Source organism: Symmachiella dynata (assembly GCF_007747995.1).
GTDB lineage: Bacteria > Planctomycetota > Planctomycetia > Planctomycetales > Planctomycetaceae > Symmachiella > Symmachiella dynata.
In genome coordinates this window covers 7,525,604-7,549,951 of record NZ_CP036276.1, presented here as the reverse complement: position 1 = coordinate 7,549,951, position 24,348 = coordinate 7,525,604, and the positions used below count along the sequence as shown (strand labels likewise).

Here is a 24,348-nt window from a genome sequence, read left to right as displayed (position 1 = left end):
TTCCAGCGGAAGGTTCACATCCTTGCCAATCGCCCGCTGGCCTCATGCGAGGCGTGCCTTTATGATACCATGATTCCGGCTTCTCCTGACTGATTACCGTGGGCGAATTCATTTCCGGTTGGCACTTCACGATGCTCATTTGCATGTTCGTTGCCAAACGATCGCCAGCACGATTTTTTCAAAGCTGGTCTCGATTGTCATGGGTGGTACACGTGCCGGTTCAGCTGGGGAAACGCCCTCGTGCATCATCAAAACTAAACAATGCGGGTGCCACTGGCTTTGCCAGTGTTTCGCACAGATCACACTCATTTGAAATGGCACTGGCGAAGCCAGTGGCACCCAGTTTGATTCGTCAAGTAGAACAAATTACTGGGCTGCTGCTTAGAAATGCTCTTAGAAAACAACCATTGACTATTGGTCTCGCATGACACGTCTTCTGAAACAGGTTCGGGATTGCTTTAGTGATTCGCGGGCCTCCTGCTTGATGGTCTTGGCATTGACGGTAATTTGGGGCCTGCTCGCCATCTTCGTGCAGCCTATCGGGAACTTTCCCTTAAACGACGACTGGTCTTATAGCCGCGCGGTTCAAACGCTGTTAGAGACGCAACGGCTCCGCATCGACGACTGGGGTGCGCCCACATTGTTTGCGCAAATTTTGTATGGCGCACTGTTTTGCATGCCATTTGGTTTTTCATTCACAGCCCTCCGCATCTCGACGCTCGTCGCGGGTCTGGCCGGTGTGTTGGGATTATTCGCGCTGTTGCGGCAAAGTGGCGTCAACCGGGGCATCGCGTTTGTCGGAAGTCTCACGCTGTTGGTCAATCCGCTTTACTTTCTGCATGCCTTCACGTTCATGACGGACGTACCGTTCCTCGCGCTGAGTATTTGGTCGACTTTGTTTTTTGTGAGAGCCTTGAAATTCGATTCCGGCAGGGCACTGCTCATCGCCACATTGCTCAGTTGCGCAGCAACCCTGGTGCGTCAACTCGGAATCGCATTGCCGCTCGCCTATCTACTCACGGTCCTGCTGACCAACAAGTTCTCAGTCAAATCGACAGCACGCGCCGCATTGCCGGCTGTGATCTCCATCGCCGTATTCGTTGGATACACGACTTGCATCCAGTATTTCGGTGTCGGTTCGGCGATCCAGGGCACCAAACAAGACTTGATCGCAACGCGGCTCGCGCATGATGGACTGGGCCGGTTCGTTTTGCGCTCGGTGATAATGACGGTCCTGATGTCGCTGTACGTCGGACTGTTCTCGTTGCCATTTTTGTCGGTCTTGGCATCGCGAGCGTGGCGACAATGTTTGGCATTTCGCACACAGATTATGGTCGCTATCGCCGCATCGTCCGCACTGATCGCCTACGTGGCCCTCTTTTTTTACCGCGGCCGGAAGATGCCGTTTTTTGGCAACACTATGAATCACGCCGGCCTGGGGCCGCTCACCATGCGCAATACCGACGAACGTCTCTTGGTGACCGAAACTCTGACACCAACCTGGTTTTGGGACGCGCTCACCGTTGCCGCCGGAGTCGGGGCGATTCTTGTGGTGCTGCTGTTGTCGATCACCATTCTCGAAATCTTCCGTCGTCGCCTGCCGCGAAATGACGACCTCATCCGCATCGCCCTGTTTTCGCTGCTCGCTGCAGGAATCCTCACTGGACCCACCTCGGTGATCGCGATTTTCGACCGGTACGTTCTGGTGCTCATGCCGTTGGTGATCTTGCTTCTCAGCGTCTCGGCTCAGTTGGCCTTAAATCCAGCGCGTTCTCCAAGCGTGCTGCGGTATTCGCTGGCGGCGATATTTTTAGGCGCATACGGAGTGCTGTCCGTTGCGGGAACGCATGACTACTTGGCCTGGAATCGAGCCCGCTGGCAAGCGGTGACCGCGCTCATTGAAGAGCAGGGGGTCTCGCCCAAAACGATCGATGGCGGTTTTGAAGTCACGGGCTGGCTGTTGTTTCATCGCGACGAACAACTCCGCGCGAAATGGGATAGCAAGGTCCGGACCTTTGATGTTTCCGTACCCGATCCAAATGAACCGCCGGCTCCGTTCTATTGGTTAGCGGACCCCGAATACATCGTTGCCTTTGAGCCGCATGAAAACTCCAAACCCAATCAAGACGCCGCAATCATAAAACGCTACCCCTTCCGCAGTTGGCTGTGGAGACGCGAAGAGGCCATCGTGGTGTTGAAAGTCGGTGGTTCGTAGATTCACGCACCGTTGCGAGCTTGGCGGCTTGGCGTGAGATCTTCGCCCCGTTACGACGGCGAAGCCGTCGGTTTGGGAGGATGCTGCGGACGCTGTTGGTTCACCCAAACAAATCCAACACCGAAAACCTGCCGCCTACAAGGCAGCGACGTGCTACAATTCGCCAGCGACTTAGTTGCCGCCCACTTCGCGGGCCGCCCGACTCCATCACTGCTCGCCAGGACGTCAACGGTCAATAATTTTGATGTCTGGTCGACTTTTATTTAGTCGCATTATCCCTGCCTTTGTCAATTGCGCACCCTGCAAGTCAATGGTCCGAAGTGACCTCATCGAAATCAGCGATTCAACAGCCAGGTCATTCACAGACGTTTGTGCGATATTCAAGTATTGCAGATTTGGCAAAACGGTTAATGCTTGAATACCAGCGCTTGTTATTTGAGTGTTCGAAAGATCGATTTGCTCCAGAGCCGTCATTTTCGCAATAACCTCGCACGCGCTGTCGCTCATAGACAATGACGCAAGACCCAGAAAGCGAAAACTTGGGACATCGTTTATTAATGGCTGCAACTCAGACAAGTCACTTTCCTCGAATTGTCTGTCTTCAATACTACTCCCCCACGATTCATAAAACAGTCCAACGTTAATAATCCACGTTTCGTTGTCAAAACGATCTATCTTAGTGCTTAGAGCGGTCGTCGCCTTTTGCCGCCGCGAATCGTAAAATACTAGAGTCACGACGACAATTGCAAACAACACTAATACTGCTGGACGTTCAAATCTTCGCCGTCTTCCCATTCACCACCTCAAGCCATCATGAAATCCACGCCAAAGCAATTATATAACATGCACACCAATACACCAATACATTAAATGCCACGGACGACGTGGTCCATTGTCGCAACGCGGCCCGGTGCCGTAGAAACAAGATGATGGCGCCATAGTCGTCCCACAAACAAACCAACGCCGATAGCGCCAAGGCATTGTCTTTTCGAGCTTGGTGCCTTGGCGTGAGGTCTTCGTCCCATTACAACGGCGAAGATGTCGGTTTGGGGGGATCGGCTGTCGAGTCGGCTGGATCGCTATCACGGTGCTTCCGGGGCATCGTGATCTGCATGACGGGTGAGACCCGTGGTGCGATGAATCATGTATAAGAAACCCGTCTGCAAGACGATGAGCGATCCGAAATACAACAACACATAGAATACTGTATGCCAGATGTCGTTGGAGAAGAAGAACATGGGGGCCAAGAGGGTGCCAATGATTCCGGCGATGAAGGCTCCCAAAAGGCACACCAAGACGACCGCGATGCTGAATCCTCGCAGTAGCGGGAATATTCGTTGGCTATGTTGTCGTTTCACGAGCCTGATCTCCGGATTGTTCAGCGTGCCGAAGCGATCGCGATTCACCCAAACAAGTCCAACACCGGGCGACCACCGTCGACGATGTCTGTCGGGCGGCCTTCGGCGTTTTTGATGCGTAGTTCTGGGTCGATGCCCAGCGCGTAGTAGATCGTCTTGGCTAGGTCTTCGGGGCTGGTTGCTTTGTCGACGGGGTGGCCGGCGTCCTTGTCGGTTTCGCCGTAGACGATGCCTGGGCGGATGCCTGCGCCGGCGAGGACGGCGGGGAACAAGGTGCTCCAGTGTCCGCGACCCCACGTCTTGTTCGGCTTCGGCGTGCGGCCCATTTCTCCCATTGCCACGACCAACGTTTCGTCCAACAGGCCGCGATCGTCCAAGTCGGTCAGCAATGAGGCGAAGGCCTGGTCGAACGTGGGGATTAAGTGGTTTTGCAAATGGTGGCTGCTGCGATGCGAGTCCCAGCTGTAGCCGTCGACGCAGTCGTAATGCACGGTGACAAACCGCACGCCTGCTTCGACCAACCGCCGCGCCATCAGACAGGATTGCCCATACAAATGCCGACCGTAACGATCGCGCAGCGCCGCCGGTTCTTGTTGAATATCAAGAGCGGTTCGCGTTTTTTCCGAAGCCACCAAATCGAGCGCGCGCTGTTGAAAGCGATCATAGGTGTTGAGCGTTTTCGACGCTTCCAGCGCCCGTTGCGAACCGTCGAATTGTGACAGCAGTGATTGCCGCAATTTCAAACGGTCCATCGTCATTGCCGCCGGGCTGACGAGTCCTTGGATGTCGTATTTCAATTCTTCGTCGCTACAATCCCGCCAGTAGGGGTTGTCGTTGAGGTCTTTCTTTTGAATGTTGGTTGTCAGCGGATCGTAGCCACGGCCCAGCCAGCCGCCGTATTCTCCCGGCCGGCGATACTGTCCTTTTTCTTGCAGGCCGCCCAGCCAATTCGGCAGTACCACATAACTCGGCAAATCCCGGGCGGCGCCGGTGCGTTGCGAGACGTATTCAGTGACTGATCCCATCGAAGGCCAGTCGTTGGGTGTGGTCGTAAAACCGCCGCCGATGGGGATCTGCCAACGATGCCCGGTTTGAATGTAATGTCCTGCCCCGCTGTGATCGTTGTACGGGTGCGTCATTGTCTTGAGGACGCAGAGCTTATCGGTGACGGCAGCGGTCTTAGGCAGGTGTTCGGAAATCAGCAGTCCCGGCGTCCGCGAAGCGATCGGCTGAAACGGCCCGCGAATGTCGGCCGGCGCATCGGGTTTGAGATCGAACGTTTCCAGTTGGCTTGGTCCGCCGAACAGAAACAGAAAGATGACCGATTTCGCCCGCGGCGGCAGCGATGATTCAGCGGTCTCGGCTTGCAGGATTTTCGGCAACGTCAACCCGAGCAAGCCCGCGCCGCCGGCCTGCAATAATTGTCGTCGCGACGGTCCATCACACGCCGCTCGTGGTTTGCCCAAAATCGAGAGCATATCAATCGCATCCTTTGACGAAGGCCTTCGACGACGAAGAGATTTCGCAGCACGTACCAACATATCAAATTTGGTTGATGCCAACAATCGGAAACCACGTGTTGGTCGAGTCCTCGCGAGACCATTCCGATTTGCCCAGACATTCCGTACAATGACTGGACACCAATAACCATGACAAATGTTTGGCGATTTCGGAATAGGATGACGTTCATGCGATCTTTTAAATCCCTGTTGAGTAGTGTCGTAGCGGTAGCCCTGTTGTTTGTAGCCTCCACGCTGTCCGCTGCTGAGGACAAGTCGGCGAAGACCTTCTCCTGGCAGGACGACCCACAAGCCGGCACGACCGATCTCAAGTATGGGGACCAACCGGTTGTGCGTTATATGCATGCCTATGACACCTCGACCGAAAAACGGGCCCACGAGACCTTTAAGGTCTTTCATCACGTTTTTGGACCGGGTAGCGAGGACATCATCACCAAAGGCCCGCACGGTAAATTCACGCATCACCGCGGGATTTTCTTTGGTTTCAACAAGACGCAATTCGAAGGGCAGGAACTCGATTTCTGGCATTGCAAGAAAGGCGAACATCAACGGCATATCGGCTTTCAAGAACTTGCAGCGGACGAGAAGCAAGCTCGCATGATTGCCGAAATCCATTGGATCGACCGCGAAGGCAAACCGGTGATCATTGAAGCTCGCGATTTCACTTTCCGTCCCCTCAGTGGGGACCTGAAAGGCAAGGGGTTCCAAATCGATTTTGAGTCGACACTCACCAGCAAACGGGGCTCGATCACGCTGACCGGCGACCGGCAACATGCTGGGTTTCAAATCCGCGCCGCGCAAGAGATTGCTGAAACCGATGGGGCCCGTTACGTTCGTCCCGCCGGATTTCCCGAACAAGCCGAAGCCTTCCAAGCTAACGACAAAACCGAACCAAACAAACATATCGACCTCGGTTGGTTTGCCATGACTTATGAGTTGAATGGTCGTCGCTACACCTTTGAATACTTCGAAGATCCCAGCATGCCCAAGCCATCGCGATTTTCCGAACGCCCCTATGGCCGCTTCGGCGCGTTTTTCACGGCGAAAGTCTCCGAGGACCAACCGTTGCAGGTCCGCTACCGTGTCAACGTCATTACCGGCGAAACCCCCACGCGCGAAGAAATCCAGCAGCGTTATGACCAGTTTGTCGCTGAGTTGGCCAAGGGCAAATAGCCCTCGATTGCCACCAAAGCAGCGAAGAGACTGCTGCAATTTGGCAAAACATTTAAAAATTTTTGGCCACTGTCGATCGGCTGATGATGCGCTTTTGCAGCATCGCCGTTTTTCGCCCCGCTGTTCGACGCGCCAGACTTCTCTAGGGATTATCCCTTAGACGCTCGTTCGGCAGGGGCGCGATGTTTCCCCAACGCATCACCGGCGGTGAGGCGTGCTCCCCGTGATTGGGAGTCTCAGCCCCGCCGGCGATTTGCCCCGCCCGAAAGCAGGGGCTAGGTTTCTCTTGCGACTTCTTGCATTCAAGCGAAGTTATTGACAAACCTTGTCAGCCCGGCAGGGAACGCAGCTCAAGCAATACTCCATATCCCAAGGAACTCGCATGGCCAATCCGAGTCTGACCGATATCGATCCATCCAATGAGATGCGTGAGCCCATGGATGTGGCCGAGTTGGATTGCGGACAATCGACGCTACAACTATTGGACGAAGTGCAGTTTCTGGTGCGCGACATTCTCACCCAATGGCAGCATCCGATCGACTCCATTGAACGTCGCAACAACCACCGGGTCCCGTTCAACAAATCGATTGCCCTATTCGACATCGATGAGCAATCCGAACAGCCAACCGGCGAGGCGTATCTGGTGACCGGACGAGATATCTCCTCACACGGAGTTGGCTTCAGCCACGATGGACCACTGCCGCATACGAAAGTTGCAGTTGGCTTTGAGCTTCCCAACGGTTGTTCTCAATTCGTCTTGGTCCGGCTGACATGGTGCCGATTCACTCGGCGTGGCACCTACGACAGCGGCGGAATGTTTCTCCGTCCGATTCCCTCGCCCGGCAATGTGAAGTTGGATTGGAACGAGATACCGCGGTGGTAAATCGGCCCGGTCCTCCAGCGACATACTGACTGGTACTCTGCGCGCCGTTTTTGATAGCCTGTCAAAAATGGTGGTCTCGCCATTCCCTTCCCCTTTCGGATGCAGGAACTTGACATGCGCAGAATCTGTTTCGCCGCGATGACGATTTTTTCTCTGCTAGCGGTGAACGCTCGTGGAGACGACAAGACCGAGGTGCCGCTCACCTTTCAGGTCAAACTCGAAACAGTCCTGGAACACGATGACGGAAAGTTCCTGTGGTTTCATCCCCGCGCTGCGGCGATCCCTGGTTATGGTGACAACGGCATGCCCAAAGTCATCGTCACACTGCAAAAGCATCTGCATGTCTCGGATTTCTATTCCGGTATCAGCATCTTGCAGACAAAGAACATGGGCAAGTCCTGGACCGGTCCGACCGCCATCCCCGAATTGGATTGGGTACGCGAACCAAGCGGCGTTGCGGTGGCCGTGGCCGATGTCACACCGGGTTGGCATGCCGCTAGCGGCAAGTTGATCGCCATCGGCACGCAGGTTCGCTATAGCAAAAAGGGGGAACAACTTGAGGACAAGACCCGCAGCGCTCAAACGTCCTATTCGCTGTTCGATCCCGATAAAAACCAATGGACGAAATGGCGGATTTTAGAAATGCCCGCGGACCGGAAATTCAATTTTGCCCGTTGCGCTTGCGCGCAATGGCTGGTCGAACCTGATGGCAGCCTGCTGCTGCCGTTTTATTACGGTCCCGACGGCAAGTCTCCCTTCTCGGTCATGGTCGCCCGCTGCCGCGTCGAGGGTGACCGCTTGGTGTATGTGGAGCATGGTACGGAGTTCAACCTCGATGTCGTCCGCGGACTTGTCGAACCATCGCTCATTCGATTCGGTGATCGGTATTACCTCACAGTCCGCAATGACCTCAAGGCCTACGTCACGGTGAGCGATGACGGTTTGCATTTCGAACCACTCAAGCCTTGGACGTTCGACGATGGGACCGAATTGGGCAGTTACAACACGCAACAGCATTGGCTGGCGCACAGCGACGGATTGTTTTTGGTCTACACCCGTCGTGGCGCGAACAACGACCACATCATGCGACATCGCGCTCCGCTGTTTATCGGGCGTGTCGACGTTGAAAAGCTGCAGGTGCAGCGCGCCGGAGAAACGATTCTGGTCCCCGAGCGGGGCGCAACGCTTGGCAACTTTGGAGCCGCCGCGATCACCGCCGGAGAGTCGTGGGTCACCGTGTCCGAGGGGATTTTCGGCAAAGCACGTCCCATGGCCCACAAGCGCGGCGCCACCGGCGCGCTATTCGTCGCCCGCGTCATCTGGTCCCGTCCGAATCGACTCGTCGCGCCCTGACATTTTGATCGACGTCTCTTCAAACGTTCTGCGCATGACGCGACAACGCTTCGTTCGATTCGTGAATGCGCGGCTAAGCACCCAGGACGTACAAGATCAGACGGACTCAGATTTCTTGCGTTTCCCGCCGCGTGCCGACACGTCAGGCGCGTTCTTCATCACAAAACGATGATCCTCGACAAGGCGGAGTAAATCGAACGAACTGATGATGCCGACCAAATGTCCCTCATGCGTCACCAACACATGATGAATCCGGTGATTGACCATAATCCGGGCGGCGAGGGAGACATCACCATATTGCGGAACGCTGTAGATTTTCTCCGTCATGATATGACTGATTGGCGTCCCATCTTTCTCGGCATGAAGGACGTCGGTACTGGTCACGATTCCTACCGGTGCACCGTCGGAGTCAACGACCGGCATGCAATTCACTGAGTGCGACTGCATCACGTCACGCACATGGGCGACTGACTGGTGCGGTGTGGCCGACATGACTTTCTCTGTCATGAGATCTGCGATTTTTGCATTCATTAGGTCAGCATCCCTTAAGCCGGTTGAGAAAAAAAATGGGGGGACAACGAATATGATTGAAGCCGTTGAACGATAAGTCAAAGCTCAGCTTACTGGTAGATTCAGCTTCTGTCAAAAAAATGTTTCGCGGCAGAACCTTATAAAACAGACCGCATGTAGCAATTGTTGTCCCCCATGAATCGCGTTGACTCACCCCAGCTAGCCCGTGCTAATTATGGACAATCATCAAAGGATTATGCATAATCGCCTTGTGCGACTTGGTCTTGTTGTTGACAATAGGAGACGACACCTGGGGATCGCTTATGGTCGCGAGCAGCACTACTGGTCTCCAGGCTTGAGCACCCGCAGTGCTCCGTCGTATATTTGATATTCCCCCCTTTTTTGCTGATCGGAGCCAGTCCATGACGAGGATGCTGGGAGTACCCGCCGCAACCTGCCGGCCCCAGACGAAATGCGATCATGGGCAGCGGCGCAAAATGGTGGCGGAGTTGCTGCTTAGCGAGATTTTCCAGGGCAAGCTGCGAGCAGGTCAGCACTTGGTCATCAAGGATCTCTCCCAACGTTTTCAGGTCAGCTCGACGCCGATTCGTGAAGCGCTGGTGCAGCTGGAGGGGACCGGGATCATTGATTTCGCTCCTAATTGCGGCGCTGTTGTGCGTCAGTTATCAATTGCCGATGTCGAAGAAGTCTGCCAAGTGCGACGGGCACTCGAATGCGAAGCAACGCAACATGCGTGTGGCCGGATCGATTTGACCCGCTTGCACGAACTGGCCGAATCATTGCGGAGCATGGAAAAGGTAAAACGCCGTAACGGCTCCTTTGTGGAGAAGGCGCGTATTCTGGATAGCTCGCTGCATGACTTAATCGCCGAATCATGCGGCAATCGATTTCTGGCGATGGAGATCAGCCGCCTCAAACTGTTGTTTCGCGCATTTCGCGACGCAGCTTGGGACGAACGCATTGCAATCAACGACTATTATCGATTCACTGAAGAAGCCAGCGAACACCTGGCCATTGTCGACGCGCTCATTGCAGGCAACGCCAAACAGTCTGCACGAGCGATGGAGCGGCATATTCGCAGCGGTGTCAAGTATTGGAGTCGTGGCCTGCCACGATGACTAGTCGACGAACGAGGATGATTTGGAATGAAGACTGCTGAAAAAACTGATCGAGCATGGCCCCTATTGGTTGCCGCGCTGCTGTCAATTCTTTCTATATGCGCAGCGCCCGCCCGGGCTGCGGAACCGATCGAGTACAATCGGGACGTTCGACCAATCCTGGCCGAGAACTGCTTTGCCTGTCACGGGGCGGACAGCGCCTCCCGCAAAGCCGACCTGCGCCTCGACCACCGCGACGTCGCCGTCGAGCTGGGAGCGATCACCGCCGGCGAGCCGGATAAAAGCGAGCTAATCGCCCGTATCCTGACCGACGACGCCGACCTCGTAATGCCTCCGTTGGAGTCCAAAAAAACTCTGACCGCTGCGCAGAAAACAATCCTTAAAAAATGGATCGCGCAAGGGGCGGAGTACCAGCAGCACTGGTCTTTCATTGCTCCTGAACGTCAACAGCCACCGCCAGTGAAGCAAGCAGGCTGGGCCAAGAATGCCATCGATCAATTCGTGCTGGCCAAGTTGGAACAGAATGGCTTAACTCCAGCGGCCGAGGCCGATCCTCATACATTGTTCCGCAGATTGCATCTGGACATCACCGGATTGCCTCCCGCGCCAAAAGATGCGGATGCATTTGTGAAGGATTACAAGGCGCGGCAAGATGCTGCCCTATCGGATTGGATCGACAAGCTGATGAAGTCGACCGCTTGGGGCGAGCACCGGGCCCGCTACTGGTTGGATGCGGCTCGTTACAGCGATACGCACGGATTACATTTTGACAATTATCGTGAAATGTGGCCGTATCGAGATTGGGTGATTCGGGCATTCAATGCCAACCAACCTTTTGACGCATTCACGGTGGAGCAACTTGCCGGTGATCTCTTAGAAAACCCAACCGATGATCAACTGATTGCCACCGGTTTTCAGCGGTGCAATATGACCACCAACGAAGGGGGGACGATCGATGAGGAGAATCTGGCGCTCTATGCCGCCGATCGCGTTCAGACATTGGGATGGGTCTATCTGGGACTGACCACCAATTGCAGCCAATGTCACGATCACAAGTTCGACGATTTCACCGCCAAAGATTATTACTCCCTCGCAGCCTACTTTCGCAACACAACGCAACAGGCCAAAGACGGAAACGTCAAAGACGGACGCGGTCCGGTCTTGATCGTGCCTGCTGAAAAAGACAAATCGCGCTGGCAGGCACTTCCTGCAGAAATCGCCGCAGCCACCGCACAGCGCGATGCACGCAAGCAAGCAGCGACCGGTGACTTTGATAATTGGTTGGCGAAGACGACTCCTGAATCGTTAGGCAGTGATATCTCCACCGACGGACTTGTCGTGCACGCTCCGTTGAATGAAGGCACGGGTAACGCGGCGAAAAACCTTGCTGGTAATCCCGATCAATTCCCGGCGACCGGTGAGGTGACTTGGAGCACCGACGGCAAACTCGGCCCAGCTGCCGTGCTGACCCCCGAAGCGACTTTCGATCTGGGTGGACTCGGCGATTTTGAAAAGGACCAGCCCTTCAGTTGCGGAGCCTGGATCAAGGTGGGTGACAAAGGACAACCCAGCAGCATCTTTGCCCGCATGGATGAAAAAAGCGGGTTCCGTGGTTGGGACCTGTGGTTAAACGGCAACGCCTTAGCCGTTCACCTTGTCGATGCATGGCCGGCGAACGCGATCAAAGTTGTGACGCAAGAAAAAGTGGTCAAGCCCGGGCAATGGCAGCACGTCGTCCTGACCTACGATGGAACCGCCAAACCGGGTGGCGTCAAGATTTATGTCGATGGTGTGGAGCAGAAGCTGAAGGTCGATAAAAACACATTGAAGCCCGACGCCACCCTCCGCACAGAGACTCCTCTACGCATCGGTCGCCGAAGCGACGCAAACGTGTTTGACGGTGGTACGGTTCAAGATTTCCGCATCTACAATCGCGCACTTCCCGCTGCGGATGTGAAGAAAATCGCAGAGATTTCTGCAATCAAATCTATCCTCGCCACAGCGGCAGAGGAGCGGACTGCGGAACAACGGAAGGCGCTGTTTGACTATTATCTCATCACCGCTGATTCCGAGTATCCAGCGCTCATGGCAACGGTCTCTCGATTGGAAGGCGAACGCGAAGCGATCAGCGCACGCAGTCCGGTCACGCATATTCAGCGCGAAAAAATGGATTCGCCACCCACCGGCTTCGTGCTTATGCGGGGGGAATATGACCAGCTAGGCGAAAAGGTGGTGGCAGCGACACCATCGGGACTGCATCCGCAACCCGAGGGTGCTCCCAACAATCGCCTGGGTCTGGCGCAATGGATTATCGATCCGGCGAATCCACTCACAGCACGCGTGACCGTCAATCGATTCTGGCAGCAACTCTTCGGGCAAGGCATTGTCGTCACTCCGGAAGACTTCGGAGTGATGGGCGCTGCACCCAGCCATCCGGAATTGCTGGATTGGCTGGCAGTCGACTTCCGCGAAAATGGTTGGAACGTCAAACAGTTCTTCAAGCAGATACTGATGAGCGCGACCTATCGACAGGCAGCTGTGACCACACCGGCTAAGTTGGAAATCGATCGTGACAACACCCTGCTGTCACGCGGTCCACGTTTTCGGATGGATGCCGAAATGGTGCGCGACTATGCCCTGGCCACCAGCGGCCTGCTTTCGAGAAAAATGTACGGTCCGGGCGTCAAGCCGTACCAGCCGGAAGGCATTTGGGACATCGTGGGTCTCCCGAGCAGCAATACTCGCAAATATGTACAAGACCACGGGGACGACTTGTATCGTCGCACGGTTTACAGTTTTTGGAAACGAATGGCTCCGCCACCCAACCTCGATGCGTTTAATGCACCGAGTCGTGAGTTCTGCACGGTCAGTCGCGAACGGACCAACACCCCGCTGCAAGCGTTGGTCACACTCAACGACCCACAATTCGTCGAGCCGGCACGTCGTCTGGCTGAAGGCGCGTTGAAAGCAGGAGATAGCGATAATCAGAAATCCATTGATCATCTCTTCCGACAAGTGCTCTGTCGTCCAGTCCGCGGACGAGAACAGTCCATTGTGCAAAAGGACCTCAACGACTTCCTGGCGTACTATCAATCGCATCCAAAAGACGCAGAGGCCTTGATTGCCGTCGGGGAGTCAAAAGCTGATGAAACATTGGATGCCGCTCAGCTTGCTGCCTGGACATTGCTGGCCAATCAAATCCTAAATCTTGACGAAGCGCTGAACAAATAAATTGACGTCAATCGCAAAGGTCAAACCATGAATACAATCGATGAAATCACCCGCCGCCGGTTTTTGACAAGTGGCAAGAACCTCGTCGGCGGCGCCGCTCTGATGTCGATGCTCGGACAATCGGCCATCGGTTCTCCCGCCGCGCAGCCCGTCGGTCCGCACTTCGCGCCCAAGGCCAAACGCGTGATTTATCTGCACATGGTCGGCGGACCGGCGCAGATGGATCTGTTCGACTATAAGCCGGCTATGCAGGAGATGTACGACAAAGACCTGCCGGATTCCATTCGCAAAGGGCAGCGACTGACGACGATGACCAGTGGGCAGGCGCGCTTCCCAATCGCCCCGTCACGGTTCAAATTCAGCCAAGCCGGTGAGTGCGGGATGTGGATGAACACCGAACTTCTGCCGTGGATGGCCAAAAAAGCGGACGACATCTGCTTGATGCGCAGTTTGAACACCGAAGCCATCAACCACGAACCAGCCATCGCCGCCATGCAAACCGGCAACCAAGTGACCGGGCGACCCTGTCTCGGTTCTTGGGCCTCGTACGGCTTGGGGACGATGAATGAAAACCTGCCCTCCTTTGTCGTCCTGGTGGCGGTTCCCAGCAATCGTGAGCAAGAACAGGCGATCTCCTCAAGATTGTGGAGCAGCGGGTACCTGCCGGGCCAATTCGCCGGGGTCTCGTTCCGCAGCAAGGGGGATCCGATTCTTTACATTAACAATCCTCCCGGCGTTCCCGATGCACTCCGCAAGAAATCGATTGACGGTCTGAATCGTCTCAACGAGATCAATTACGGCGCACTGGGCGATCCGGAAATCCAGACGCGGATCCAGCAATACGAAATGGCCTTTCGCATGCAAGCCAGTGTTCCGGAACTGACCGATATGAGTTCCGAGCCCAAGCACATTTTTGATCTATACGGCGAGGATGTCCAAAAACCGGGATCCTTTGCCAACACCGCTTTGATGGCTCGCCGGCTGGCTGAACGAGGCGTCCGCTTTATTCAGGTCTACCACAACAACTGGGACCACCACAGCAACGTCGGCGGACGGATGCCGGACCAATGCAAGGATGTCGATCAGCCTTGCTATGCCTTGCTGGAAGACCTGGAACAACGCGGCATGCTGGATGAAACGCTCGTGATTTGGGGCGGTGAATTCGGACGCACGATCTACTCCCAAGGCAGCTTGTCGAAAACGAATTACGGCCGCGACCACCATCCGCGCTGTTTCAGCATGTGGATGGCGGGAGGCGGCGCCAAGCCGGGGACGGTCTACGGCGAAACCGACGATTTTTCCTACAACATCGTCCGCGATCCACTGCACATCCGTGACTTCCACGCCACGGTTTTGCACCTGCTCGGTTTTGATCACGAACAGTTCAGCTACAAATTCCAAGGACTGAACCAAAAATTGACTGGCGTTCTGCCGGCACACGTCGTCAAGGATTTGTTGGCCTAACGTCGTTTCAGTCATGGGGACCCTATGCGGGCCTCTGAGACACGGAAATCGCCAATCCGATTCGGCACTGTGTTTCCGGCGCGATTTTGCGAGTGGGTTATCCCTTGACTTCGTCAGCGGCCGCAGGGTAATTTATCCAGCGATGATGTTTCTGTCACGAAGGCAGAACCATCCACCTAATACGAGCTATGACAGCCTCTGAGGAGCGTACGCGCACCTCAGGGGCTTTTTTCGTTTTTAAATTTTATGGCCTGCGACGAGTCCGCATATGAGCAGACTGAATAGAAATGGAGGCACCGTGGTTGATCGAAATCGGCAGCAGCGAATGGCGACAACCCCTCAAAATGCCTCGCAGAGGGACAGGGACTCCCTGCCAACCGATTGCCGGAACCGAGTCTCGCAACCGGTTCGATCCCGCATGCCCCGCCTTGATTACTTTTGCCGGATGTCACTGATGAGTATCAACTTTCGACCCAATTCGCGGTCCGCACTGCTGGCCGGTTCGTTGCTTGCGCTGCTGGTCGCGGTCAGCGGTTGTGAGCGCGCAGCGGAGCCGGTTTTTGAGTTGAACGATGAAACAAGTCAGCTCGATACAAAGCTGCGCATCCAAATTCGGGGTGCATTGCGGACACACAGTGGAACGCCGCAAGTCCCCAAAATGCTAGGTGATGAGTCGTTTGACACAAAGCAGTTGCAGCACGGCATGGAAATTTATATGCAGCGCTGCTCGCAATGTCACGGCGTCAGTGGGGATGGTCGCGGCCCCAAGGCAAAGTACCTTTACCCCCTGCCGCGCGATTACCGCCGAGGCATCTTCAAATTCACTTCAACCCCCTACGGTTCCAAGCCCCGTCGCGAAGACTTGCTGAATACATTGCGACGAGGCATTCCGGGAACATCAATGCCCTCGTTTGCGCGACTCCCCAAAGCCGACTTGGAAGCGGTTGTCGACTATGTGATCGCTCTTTCCAAGCGCGGCGAATTGGAATCGCAACTGGTACAAGAAGCAGACCCCGATGAGCCGGAAATCGATCCGGAGATCGTCCAGGAATTGGTGGATTATATCGACGAGAGCTGGGAAATGGCACATTTCACCGAGGTGATGCCCTTAACGCCGTTGCCCGAATTTACCGCTGAGGACGTGGCTGTCGGCAAGGAATTGTTCACCAGTCCCGATGTCGGCTGTGCCAATTGTCACGGCAGCGACGGCCGGGGCCAGACGGCAGCCAACGTCGAAACGCCGCTAAAAGATATGTGGGGACACGCTGCCCGGGCGGCCGATTTGACATCGGGCATGCTGCGCGGCGGATCGAAACCGGTGGACGTCTACCGGCGGGTCTTCAATGGCATCAACGGCACACCGATGCCGGGGTTTGGGACATCGGCCAAGATACGCGAGGACCCCGAGTTGGTCTGGAAATTGGTGGCCTATGTGCTGCAAATCTCGGGACAACGGCGATCGGGACAAGTTCCCCCCGTCGGCCAATTCACGTTTGCTCCTTATCCCCAAGGGACACAGGAAGACGACGCGCAAACCGATGATCAATCGCAGGAATAGAACACGCCAAACACTGATTGAAACCAGATTGCACTGGAATGAACAATCCGGCCCGGCCGGTCACCAAACTTTGAGGCCATGACGTCCATGGACGATCACGAAAAACAAGCCGAGCTACAACAGCTCAAAGAACGGGTTGAAAGACTCGAATCGGAAATTGAACAGTCCCACACGACTGTTCCGTGGCAGCCGACGGGCTATTACACCGCCTACTATGCGACCAGCGGATTCATGTTGGGGATCTTCGGAGCCGCCACGAGTTTGTTGGTCAATGTGATCAGTGCACCGTTGGTTGGCAAAAGTCCGCTGGAATTGATTTGCGTCTATCTCACCTTTCCGCTGGGTGAAAAGGCGTTACTGCTAGCTGACCAGACTCAGAAGGTCTACACGGTCAGCAACGGCTTGATTCTGACCATTGGCTGTTGCTTGTATTTGGCAACGGGGATGTTGTTAGGCGTGCCGTTTTACCTTGCATTAACCCGGCTCACTCAAAATGCGTCGACCCTGATGCGATACGGCGTGGCGGCGGCCCTGTCGATCGTGGTTTGGTTGATTAATTTTTACGCCATTTTGTCCTGGCTACAGCCGGCACTATTCGGCGGGAATTGGATTGTGGAATTGATTCCGCCGTGGGTGGCGGCGGTCACGCATCTTGTGTTTGGGCTAACAATCGCGGTCTTGTATCCCCTGGGCCAGTTCGTTCCGTATCAACGTCCGACGGAGAAGTCATGAGTGAGGTGGTAAAACACGAGGAAGCCGAGTTCAGCGGGCCCCTGGTGGAAACGCAACTGGTCTGTTGGTATTTCTACGCGGCGCTCACGTTTATGACAGCTGCCATGCTGGCCGGTTTGTTGATGGCGCTGCAATTGGTGCAGTGGAATCCCCTCAACGGAATCGAGCTCCTCTCGCCCGGCCGGTGGCGCATGCTGCATACCAATGCCATCGCCTACGGTTTTTTGGCCAACGCATTTTTAGGAGCGCTACATTGGTCTGTGCCGCGGTTGACGTTGCGACCTGTGCAAAGCCGCTGGTTGTCTTACACGATTTTTGTCGCGTGGCAACTCGTCGTCGGCGCGACAGCCGTCGGGATTATTTTCGGCGAAGCACAAGGGCTGGAATGGGGAGAAACCCCGGTCTGGATCGATCCGGCCGCACAACTGGGACTGTTGCTGGTCGCGATTAACTTCATGACCCCCATTCTGCAGGTCAAAGGGCCGATGTATGTCACCTTGTGGTACTTCTTGGCCGCATTTGTCTGGACATTCATGACCTATGCGATGGGCAACTTTGTTCCCCAATACTTCGTCGCTGGCACAAGCGCCGGTGCGGTGGGCGGCCTATTCATTCATGACTTGGTGGGACTGTTCGTGACTCCCTTGGGTTGGGGGTTGATGTACTATTTTGTGCCGATTTTGTTGCAAAAGCCGATCTGGAGTCACGGACTGTCACTGGTCGGATTCTGGGGGCTGGCATTTTTCTATCCGCTCAACGGCATCCACCACTTTCTGTATACGCCAATCCCCATGTTCCTGCAGTATGGGGCAATCATGTCGACGGTTGCCGTTGAGTTGGTGGTCACCACAGTCGTGATCAACTTCTTCGGCACGCTCAAAGGATCAGGACGAATGGTCGTCACGAACCTTCCGGTGCGCTATTTTTATACCGGCATGGTGTTTTACTTTTTGACCTGTTTGCAATGCTCGATGCAAACCACGTTGACCTTTCAACAGGTCATTCACTTTACCGACTGGGTCGTGGGCCATGCCCATATGGTGATGTTCGGCGTCTTCAGTATGTGGTTGTTCGGCATCATGACCTATCTGTTCCCCCGCCTGTTGGGTGTGGAATGGTATAGCCGCAAGCTGTGCGAATGGCATTATTGGCTCTCTACCGTCAGCCTCACGGTCATGGTTGGCGATCTGACGTTGGCGGGATTGTTCCAAGGTTACTTTTGGGCGTCGTTACAGCCGTGGGATGCTTCTATTACTGCTTCATTCCCATTTTGGACGTTGCGTGTCTTTGCCGGCTTAGGAATGTTCGCCGGTCAATTGGTGTTGTTGTATAACCTCCGCAAAACGTTGCAGTCTGCAAAGACGCAAACGGCATAGTTGGAATCAGACCCTAACAAAATCCCGGTTTTATATGACGGCCGTGGTGTGACTTCCCGTGTGAAGGACTAGCTAGGAAATGTTTGAAAGCAAATCGGGCGTTTTGCTCATTGCCGGCCTTTTCTTTTTCGGAATTGCGTTTGTCTCCAACGCAGTTGTGCCGGTGTTGATGTACCAAGAAGAACCGACGCCGGTCGAAGGATTGGTGAATGGAAACCTGCGGTACCAATTCGAAGATCTCGCCGCGCGGTATCCCGAATCATTCAAGGCCGCTTACGGGGAACCGCCCAAAGACATCGCGGATCAAGACGCCTGGCTGAACGAAAAGTGCGCCGAGGCACTGCTGCTGGGACGCAAACTCTATGTTGGCGAAGGGTGTTGGCACTGCCACAGCCAGTTTATCCGTCCGGTCTCGAACGAAGAGGAACGCTGGGGACCGGTTTCCAAACAAGAAGAGTATCAAAACGTGCTGCAGATGCCGGTGATGTTCGGCACGCGGCGTGTCGGTCCCGATTTGTCCCGCGAAGGGGGCCGGCGCTCCAACGATTGGCATGCGGTACATTTCTTTCGGCCGCGCGATCTTTCGGAAAATTCACCGATGCCGGAATATCCCTGGTTTTTCGACGGCTCGCCCGATCGTCCCACCCGTCGTGGTCTGGCCATCATCACTTACGTCCAATGGCTCGGATCGTGGCTGGAAAGCTATCCTATGTATGAGCAATACGAACCGGCTCCGGAGATCGTGGTCGAAGAGGAAGAGGAGGACGAATCATGAAATCAACAGGTACGAACTCCCGGCGACAATTCATCATCACCTGCATACTGGCCGTGGTGATTCTCGTCCCCAGTTTGTGGGGCTTTGGAACCAAGTTCATTGAATTCATTGCCTTGTTCCGCAGCAGTTCCGACGGCGTATTCGCGATTTCGCCGATCATGAACTACTTGCTGGCCGGGTTGGGGTTTTTCTGTCTGCTGTGCTGGGGTATGGCGCAAGGGATGTTTACAGACGTCGAACGCCCCAAGTATACGATGCTGCAGACCGAACAACGCCTAGACGAAGCACAACAGCAGCATACCCCAATCGCAAATGCTCCGGATCACAATCTGACTTAGGAAGTTGAGCATGTCCGACCTTCCCAATAAATCCGTCGAACTTCCCGATAAATCCGTCGAACAAGAACAGCGCTATCACCATTACACCGGCAATGCCATCCCCTGGTATGTGCGGTTGCTTTGGGTGCTGTTTTGGTGTTTCATCGTGTACTACGCCGTCACCTATTTTCTGCCGAACATGCAGACGGAAGTGCTCTCGCCGCCATGACCGATCCTCGGAACGCCTGCGAGTTTTGTGGACTGCCCGTTCCGGATCCTTGGTGGGGCTCGCACCGGCCGGAGGAGGACGACACTGAGCCGCGCTATTGTTGTTTCGGCTGTCGATTTGCCGCTGCAGTCACGCAGGAACGCAACGACGAGGGAGCGGTGCGCTGGACGCTGACCCGACTGGGGGTCGCCATCTTCTTCACGATGAACGTGATGGTCTTTACCATGGCGCTGTGGACCTACGACGTTTACGATGTCAATCCCAGCGAACCATTGGCCGGATCACTGGCCGACCTGTTCCGCTACATCTGTCTGATTTGCGCATTACCGGTGCTTTTCTTGCTGGGCATCCCGCTGGCAGAAAACGCCCTCGACAATCTACAGCGCCGTGTCTTGTCGACCGATTTGCTACTGGTCACAGGCGTGGCGGCTGCTTACCTTTATTCCGGCGTTTCGGTGTTTCGCGGAGAAGGGCACGTCTATTTCGAAGTCGGCTGCATGGTGCTGGTAATGGTCACCCTGGGACGGTGGCTGGAGGCGGCCGGACGTCTGAAAGCCACCACCGCTTTAGACGCCCTGGAGAAACTGATCCCCGAAACCGTGCGTCTGATCCACAACGGTGAAGTGCGGACCGTCCCGGTGTCCGAAGTCGCCATCAATGACGCGCTGCGCGTTCTGCCGGGTGAGCGTTTTCCCGTGGATGGCCGTCTTCTGCAAAATGAAACTTCGGTCGACGAACAGGTGCTGACCGGTGAAGTCCGCCCTGTGGAAAAACAGGTTGGCGACTCCGTGTTGGGAGGAACGCTCAACCTGGATGGTGATGTCTTGATCGCAGTCACATCGCCGGCGGGCGTCGGCACATTGAGCCGACTGATTGAATTCGTTCGCCAAGCCCGGCTCAGCAAAGGGCGGTATCAACGCTTGGCTGATACCTTGTCAGGTTGGTTTTTTCCGGTGATGATCGTCGTGGCAACGGCAGCCTGTCTCTATCACGGACTCAGTTATTCCTGGGACCGTGGTTTGCTGGCGGGGTTGTCAGTTGTCTTGATCGCCTGTCCTTGCGCGCTGGGCCTGGCGACGCCGTTGGCGGTCTGGGCGGCCATGGGAACAGCAGCGCGAGCGCATGTGTTGTTTCGCAGTGGAATGGCGATGGAACAACTCGCCGGCGTGCGGGCGATTCGCTTCGACAAGACCGGCACCTTGACGACCGGTTGCCTGCCGGTTTCAAAATTCCTTTACGCAGGGGACCGGGAACTCATACTGCACCGCGCCGCCATTCTTGCCGCATCGTCCACACACGCGCTGAGCGCAGCAATCATTGAATTCGCCAACGTGAATTCCACACCGCATGCCCAGGATCGCATTCAATCCCTGGCCGGACGCGGAGTCGTGGGCCGCATTGATGCCTCGGACAGCGATTGCTATCTGGGCAGCTTGCGCTTCCTGCTTGAGCGGGGACTGACGCTGAGCGCCTCGCTGGAGGAGCAAATTCGCAACACGAATCAAAACGATGCTCCGATGACCTACGTCGGTTGGGGGGGAGAGATTCGCGGCGTGTTTCTTTTCGACGAATCCTTGCGCTTAAATGCTCGACAAGTGGTTGCAGCACTTGCCAGTCAAGGACTCGATGTCGGCGTGCTCACCGGGGATCACGCAGCGCGTGGGCAAACGTTGTCGCAACAACTGTCGCTCAACGTACAAGCCGAACTCCTGCCGGAAGACAAGGTCGCCGCCATCACCGCCGCCCAGCGAGACATCGGTCCGGTCGCCATGGTCGGCGATGGAATCAACGACGCACCCGCCTTGGCCGCATCCGATGTGGGCATTGCCTTGGGCTGCGGCGCTGATGTGTCGCGCGAGGCGGCCGCTGTCTGCTTGCTGGGCGATGATTTGGCCAGTATTCCTTGGATCCTACAACTGTCGCGGCAAACTGTCCGCATCATCCGGCAGAACCTCGCCTGGGCGGTCGGGTACAATACGGTGGGAGTCGGGCTGGCCTGCTGCGGCCTCTTAAACCCCGCCTGGGCCGCCGTGTTAATGGCCGGGAGTAGTTTTTTCGTGATTACGAATTCCTTGCGTCTCAACTACGCGGCATCCCCAAGTGGCGGTGATCACTCATCATCACAGGTCGCTTATGGGGCAATTCAGGACGCTGCTTTGGCCGACGATACGCCGACCGGTCCCATGCCCGAAAAGGCAATGACGCCCGTATAAACCGGTTCCTCCACAGCGAGAACCCAATATCACTTTCAAAACAACTGATACACAAATCACATGTCCAAGACGATTTTTAACTTCTGGCTCGACACATTGTTGATGGTGCTGTTCCTCTGCCTGGCCGCTGTCTCTGCGATCACCCAATTCGTGTTTCCTCCACCGGCCAACGCCAACGGCTGGCTGCTCTGGGGAGCGACCTATGGCCATTGGTTGAGCATTCAATTCGGAATCTTGTGCGCCTTGGGGCTTGGCATTTTATTGCACGTCATGATGCATTGGGGTTGGGTGTGCGGCGTGATCTCGACCAAGTTCTCTCGTTCCAAGAAGCGCATGGATGATGGAATTCAGACGATCGTCGGTGTGGGCCTGTTAATCGTGCTGCTGCATATTGTCGGCGGATTTGTGTTTGCCGCGTGGGTTATGATTCAGAAACCAGAATTCGAGTCGGCACAACTCCAGTCGCGAAATGCCTGCCTAGAAATTACACGGGAGCAGTCCTACGGATGATGGAATGGCCGCTGATATTTCTGGCGGGATTCTTAGGCTCGTCGCACTGCGTCGGCATGTGCGGGGGGTTTGCGCTGTCGATTGGCATGGGAGCGACAAGCTGGAGAAACAATCTCGGCCGACAGTTGATTTATAGCCTGGGCCGAATTTTCACCTACACATTCGCCGGTGCGGTGGTCGGATTTCTCGGCGTGCGGTTGAACCACTCCGACAGCGGATTGGTGAATGTGCAGGCGATACTCTCAATCGTGGCCGGCGTGTTGCTCGTCGTCCAAGGGTTTCATTCCGCCGGTTGGCTCCCGGTCTGGAGAAAATCGCACACCAAGAGCGCGACCTGTTTGGCCCGTTCATTCTTTGGATCATTCTTGACGGCACCCGGACTTTGGAATGTCTTCATCGCCGGTTTGCTCACCGGCTTCCTCCCGTGCGGATTGGTCTACGCATTTCTGGCCCTCGCTGCCAGCTTGGGAACCATGTCCGGCGGAATGGCACTGATGGCTGTTTTTGGCGCCGGCACGATACCGATCATGGTGCTGACCGGTGCCGGTGCAACCGCGCTCAGCGTCGCCGCACGGACCCGCTTGCTCAAGATCGCCGCTGTCTGCGTCATCCTGACCGGCGTATCAGCCGTGTATCGGGGAACCGGCTACTGGGACCAACCCGCCACCGACCATTGCCCCGTCTGCGACAGCCCGACCGTCGCAATCCCCATGGCCCTGCCCACACCGTAACCTTCGCAATCGGATTCACCGACAGGTACGCTCAGAAGGCGTCGTTGTCGTCATTCGCGTCCATGGTTGCGAGAATGGTTTGAATCAGCTCTGGCAACCCCTTGCCGGTCACCGCCGAGAGTTGCAGGACCGGTTTGCCAAGCTCTTCGCTCATCAATTCGGCCAACTCCGCTGCGCCGGGCAGTTCGCACTTCGAGACGACGATAATTTCCGGGCGTTCGATCAACGTCGCATCGTAGAGACGCAATTCATCGTGGATCTGCCGGTAGTTGTCGAACGGATCCGTTTGGTCCTGCGGGTCCGGTTCGATCAAATGCACCAGAATCTTTGTGCGTTCCACATGCTTGAGGAACTCGTGCCCCAAGCCCACGCCGCTATGCGCCCCTTCGATCAGTCCCGGGATATCAGCCACGACAAACTGCCGATCAAAACCAACGCGGACCTGACCCAGATTGGGGAATTTCGTCGTAAAGGGATAATTGGCGATTTCCGGATGCGCGCGGGAGAGTCGGCTGAGTAGCGTTGATTTGCCGGCATTCGGTTTGCCGATCAAACCCACATCGGCGATCACCTTCAACTCCAGCGTGACTTTGCGCTCTTCTCCCACTGTACCCGGTTCGAATTCGCGTGGAGCACGATGTACGGCCGTGGCGAAATGCTTGTTGCCCCGTCCCCCTCGGCCTCCTTTGGCGATAATGACCGAATCGCCCACCTCTTTCAGGTCGCGGAGCAGATGTCCCCGCGCCAAGTCGCGGACCAGCGTCCCGGGAGGCACGAGAATGATCGCGTCCTTGCCTTTGCGGCCCGTGCGGAGTTTCCCCTCGCCATGACCGCCCCGTTCGGCGTTCCAATGCCGATGGCCGGCGATATTCGCGAGGCTGTTGACGTTTTCCTCAGCCTGGACGATAACGCTCCCGCCATCACCACCATCGCCGCCATCCGGACCTCCCCGTGGCACCTTCGATTCCCGACGGAAGCTGGGACACCCGTCGCCGCCGTCTCCGGCTTTGGCATAGATGATCACTTCGTCGACGAACATACGTGGAACCGGGGGTTAATGG

The 24,348-nt window shown here is 55.7% G+C and carries 21 protein-coding genes; 16 read left to right on the top strand and 5 right to left on the bottom strand.

Going from position 1 to position 24,348, the window contains the following annotated elements:
- Positions 1–424: 424 nt before the first annotated feature.
- Positions 425–2,215, top strand: coding sequence for a glycosyltransferase family 39 protein (locus Mal52_RS28720; RefSeq protein ID WP_145380331.1), 1,791 nt, complete (start codon positions 425–427; stop codon positions 2,213–2,215).
- A gap of 225 nt (positions 2,216–2,440) precedes the next feature.
- Here Mal52_RS28720 and Mal52_RS28715 read toward each other — a convergent pair whose 3' ends face one another.
- The 3 genes from Mal52_RS28715 to Mal52_RS28705 form a co-directional block, all read right to left on the bottom strand.
- The gene (locus tag Mal52_RS28715) at positions 2,441–3,010 is read right to left on the bottom strand and encodes a leucine-rich repeat domain-containing protein (RefSeq protein WP_145380330.1); all 570 of its coding nucleotides are present in this window, start codon (positions 3,008–3,010) and stop codon (positions 2,441–2,443) included.
- Between the two features lie 287 nt (positions 3,011–3,297).
- A complete protein-coding gene (locus Mal52_RS28710; RefSeq protein WP_145380329.1) occupies positions 3,298–3,573 on the bottom strand; it encodes a hypothetical protein in 276 nt (91 codons plus the stop codon).
- A gap of 44 nt (positions 3,574–3,617) precedes the next feature.
- On the bottom strand, positions 3,618–5,051 hold the full coding sequence (locus tag Mal52_RS28705) for a DUF1501 domain-containing protein (protein ID WP_145380328.1): 1,434 nt from the start codon (positions 5,049–5,051) through the stop codon (positions 3,618–3,620).
- 210 nt (positions 5,052–5,261) lie between these two features.
- Between Mal52_RS28705 and Mal52_RS28700 the strand changes: the two genes are divergently transcribed.
- From Mal52_RS28700 to Mal52_RS28690, 3 genes are all read left to right on the top strand, one after another.
- Entirely contained in the window at positions 5,262–6,266 is a 1,005-nt protein-coding gene (locus Mal52_RS28700; protein WP_231962476.1) for a DUF6807 family protein, read from the top strand.
- Between the two features lie 382 nt (positions 6,267–6,648).
- Positions 6,649–7,149, top strand: a complete 501-nt coding sequence (locus tag Mal52_RS28695) for a PilZ domain-containing protein (RefSeq protein WP_145380327.1) — start codon at positions 6,649–6,651, stop codon at positions 7,147–7,149.
- 114 nt (positions 7,150–7,263) lie between these two features.
- Positions 7,264–8,502: a sialidase family protein gene (locus Mal52_RS28690; RefSeq protein WP_145380326.1), complete on the top strand. Its 1,239-nt coding sequence runs from the start codon at positions 7,264–7,266 to the stop codon at positions 8,500–8,502.
- 96 nt (positions 8,503–8,598) lie between these two features.
- On the opposite strand, the gene Mal52_RS28685 is transcribed toward Mal52_RS28690, so the two are convergent.
- Positions 8,599–9,033, bottom strand: coding sequence for a CBS domain-containing protein (locus Mal52_RS28685; protein ID WP_145380325.1), 435 nt, complete (start codon positions 9,031–9,033; stop codon positions 8,599–8,601).
- A gap of 401 nt (positions 9,034–9,434) precedes the next feature.
- On the opposite strand from Mal52_RS28685, the gene Mal52_RS28680 reads away from it, so the two are divergent.
- From Mal52_RS28680 to Mal52_RS28625, 12 genes are all read left to right on the top strand, one after another.
- Positions 9,435–10,151 carry a GntR family transcriptional regulator gene (locus tag Mal52_RS28680; protein WP_197534542.1) on the top strand — a complete coding sequence of 239 codons (717 nt, stop codon included), beginning with the start codon at positions 9,435–9,437 and terminating at the stop codon, positions 10,149–10,151.
- Positions 10,152–10,178: 27 nt separating this feature from the next.
- Entirely contained in the window at positions 10,179–13,382 is a 3,204-nt protein-coding gene (locus Mal52_RS28675; RefSeq protein ID WP_145380324.1) for a DUF1553 domain-containing protein, read from the top strand.
- A 27-nt stretch (positions 13,383–13,409) separates the two neighbouring features.
- The gene (locus tag Mal52_RS28670; protein ID WP_145380323.1) at positions 13,410–14,846 is read left to right on the top strand and encodes a DUF1501 domain-containing protein; all 1,437 of its coding nucleotides are present in this window, start codon (positions 13,410–13,412) and stop codon (positions 14,844–14,846) included.
- A gap of 454 nt (positions 14,847–15,300) precedes the next feature.
- Positions 15,301–16,404, top strand: a complete 1,104-nt coding sequence (locus tag Mal52_RS28665; protein WP_197534541.1) for a c-type cytochrome — start codon at positions 15,301–15,303, stop codon at positions 16,402–16,404.
- 87 nt (positions 16,405–16,491) lie between these two features.
- On the top strand, positions 16,492–17,136 hold the full coding sequence (locus Mal52_RS28660; protein WP_145380321.1) for a hypothetical protein: 645 nt from the start codon (positions 16,492–16,494) through the stop codon (positions 17,134–17,136).
- On the top strand, positions 17,133–18,512 hold the full coding sequence (locus tag Mal52_RS28655) for a cbb3-type cytochrome c oxidase subunit I (protein ID WP_145380320.1): 1,380 nt from the start codon (positions 17,133–17,135) through the stop codon (positions 18,510–18,512). The genes Mal52_RS28660 and Mal52_RS28655 overlap by 4 nt, the downstream gene beginning before the upstream one ends.
- A gap of 79 nt (positions 18,513–18,591) precedes the next feature.
- The gene (locus Mal52_RS28650; RefSeq protein WP_145380319.1) at positions 18,592–19,287 is read left to right on the top strand and encodes a cbb3-type cytochrome c oxidase subunit II; all 696 of its coding nucleotides are present in this window, start codon (positions 18,592–18,594) and stop codon (positions 19,285–19,287) included.
- Complete coding sequence (locus Mal52_RS28645) at positions 19,284–19,625, top strand: hypothetical protein (protein WP_145380318.1); 342 nt, start codon at positions 19,284–19,286, stop codon at positions 19,623–19,625. Before Mal52_RS28650 ends, Mal52_RS28645 begins: the two co-directional genes overlap by 4 nt.
- A 10-nt stretch (positions 19,626–19,635) precedes the next feature.
- Entirely contained in the window at positions 19,636–19,833 is a 198-nt protein-coding gene (locus tag Mal52_RS28640; RefSeq protein WP_145380317.1) for a hypothetical protein, read from the top strand.
- Positions 19,830–22,046, top strand: a complete 2,217-nt coding sequence (locus tag Mal52_RS28635) for a heavy metal translocating P-type ATPase (protein WP_145380316.1) — start codon at positions 19,830–19,832, stop codon at positions 22,044–22,046. The genes Mal52_RS28640 and Mal52_RS28635 overlap by 4 nt, the downstream gene beginning before the upstream one ends.
- A gap of 60 nt (positions 22,047–22,106) precedes the next feature.
- Positions 22,107–22,556 carry a hypothetical protein gene (locus tag Mal52_RS28630; RefSeq protein ID WP_145380315.1) on the top strand — a complete coding sequence of 150 codons (450 nt, stop codon included), beginning with the start codon at positions 22,107–22,109 and terminating at the stop codon, positions 22,554–22,556.
- Positions 22,553–23,287: a sulfite exporter TauE/SafE family protein gene (locus Mal52_RS28625; protein WP_145380314.1), complete on the top strand. Its 735-nt coding sequence runs from the start codon at positions 22,553–22,555 to the stop codon at positions 23,285–23,287. Before Mal52_RS28630 ends, Mal52_RS28625 begins: the two co-directional genes overlap by 4 nt.
- Before the next feature lie 31 nt (positions 23,288–23,318).
- Here the strand turns inward: Mal52_RS28625 and obgE are convergent, their stop codons facing one another.
- Entirely contained in the window at positions 23,319–24,326 is a 1,008-nt protein-coding gene (obgE, locus tag Mal52_RS28620) for a GTPase ObgE (RefSeq protein WP_145380313.1), read from the bottom strand.
- Between the last annotated feature and the right edge of the window lie 22 nt (positions 24,327–24,348).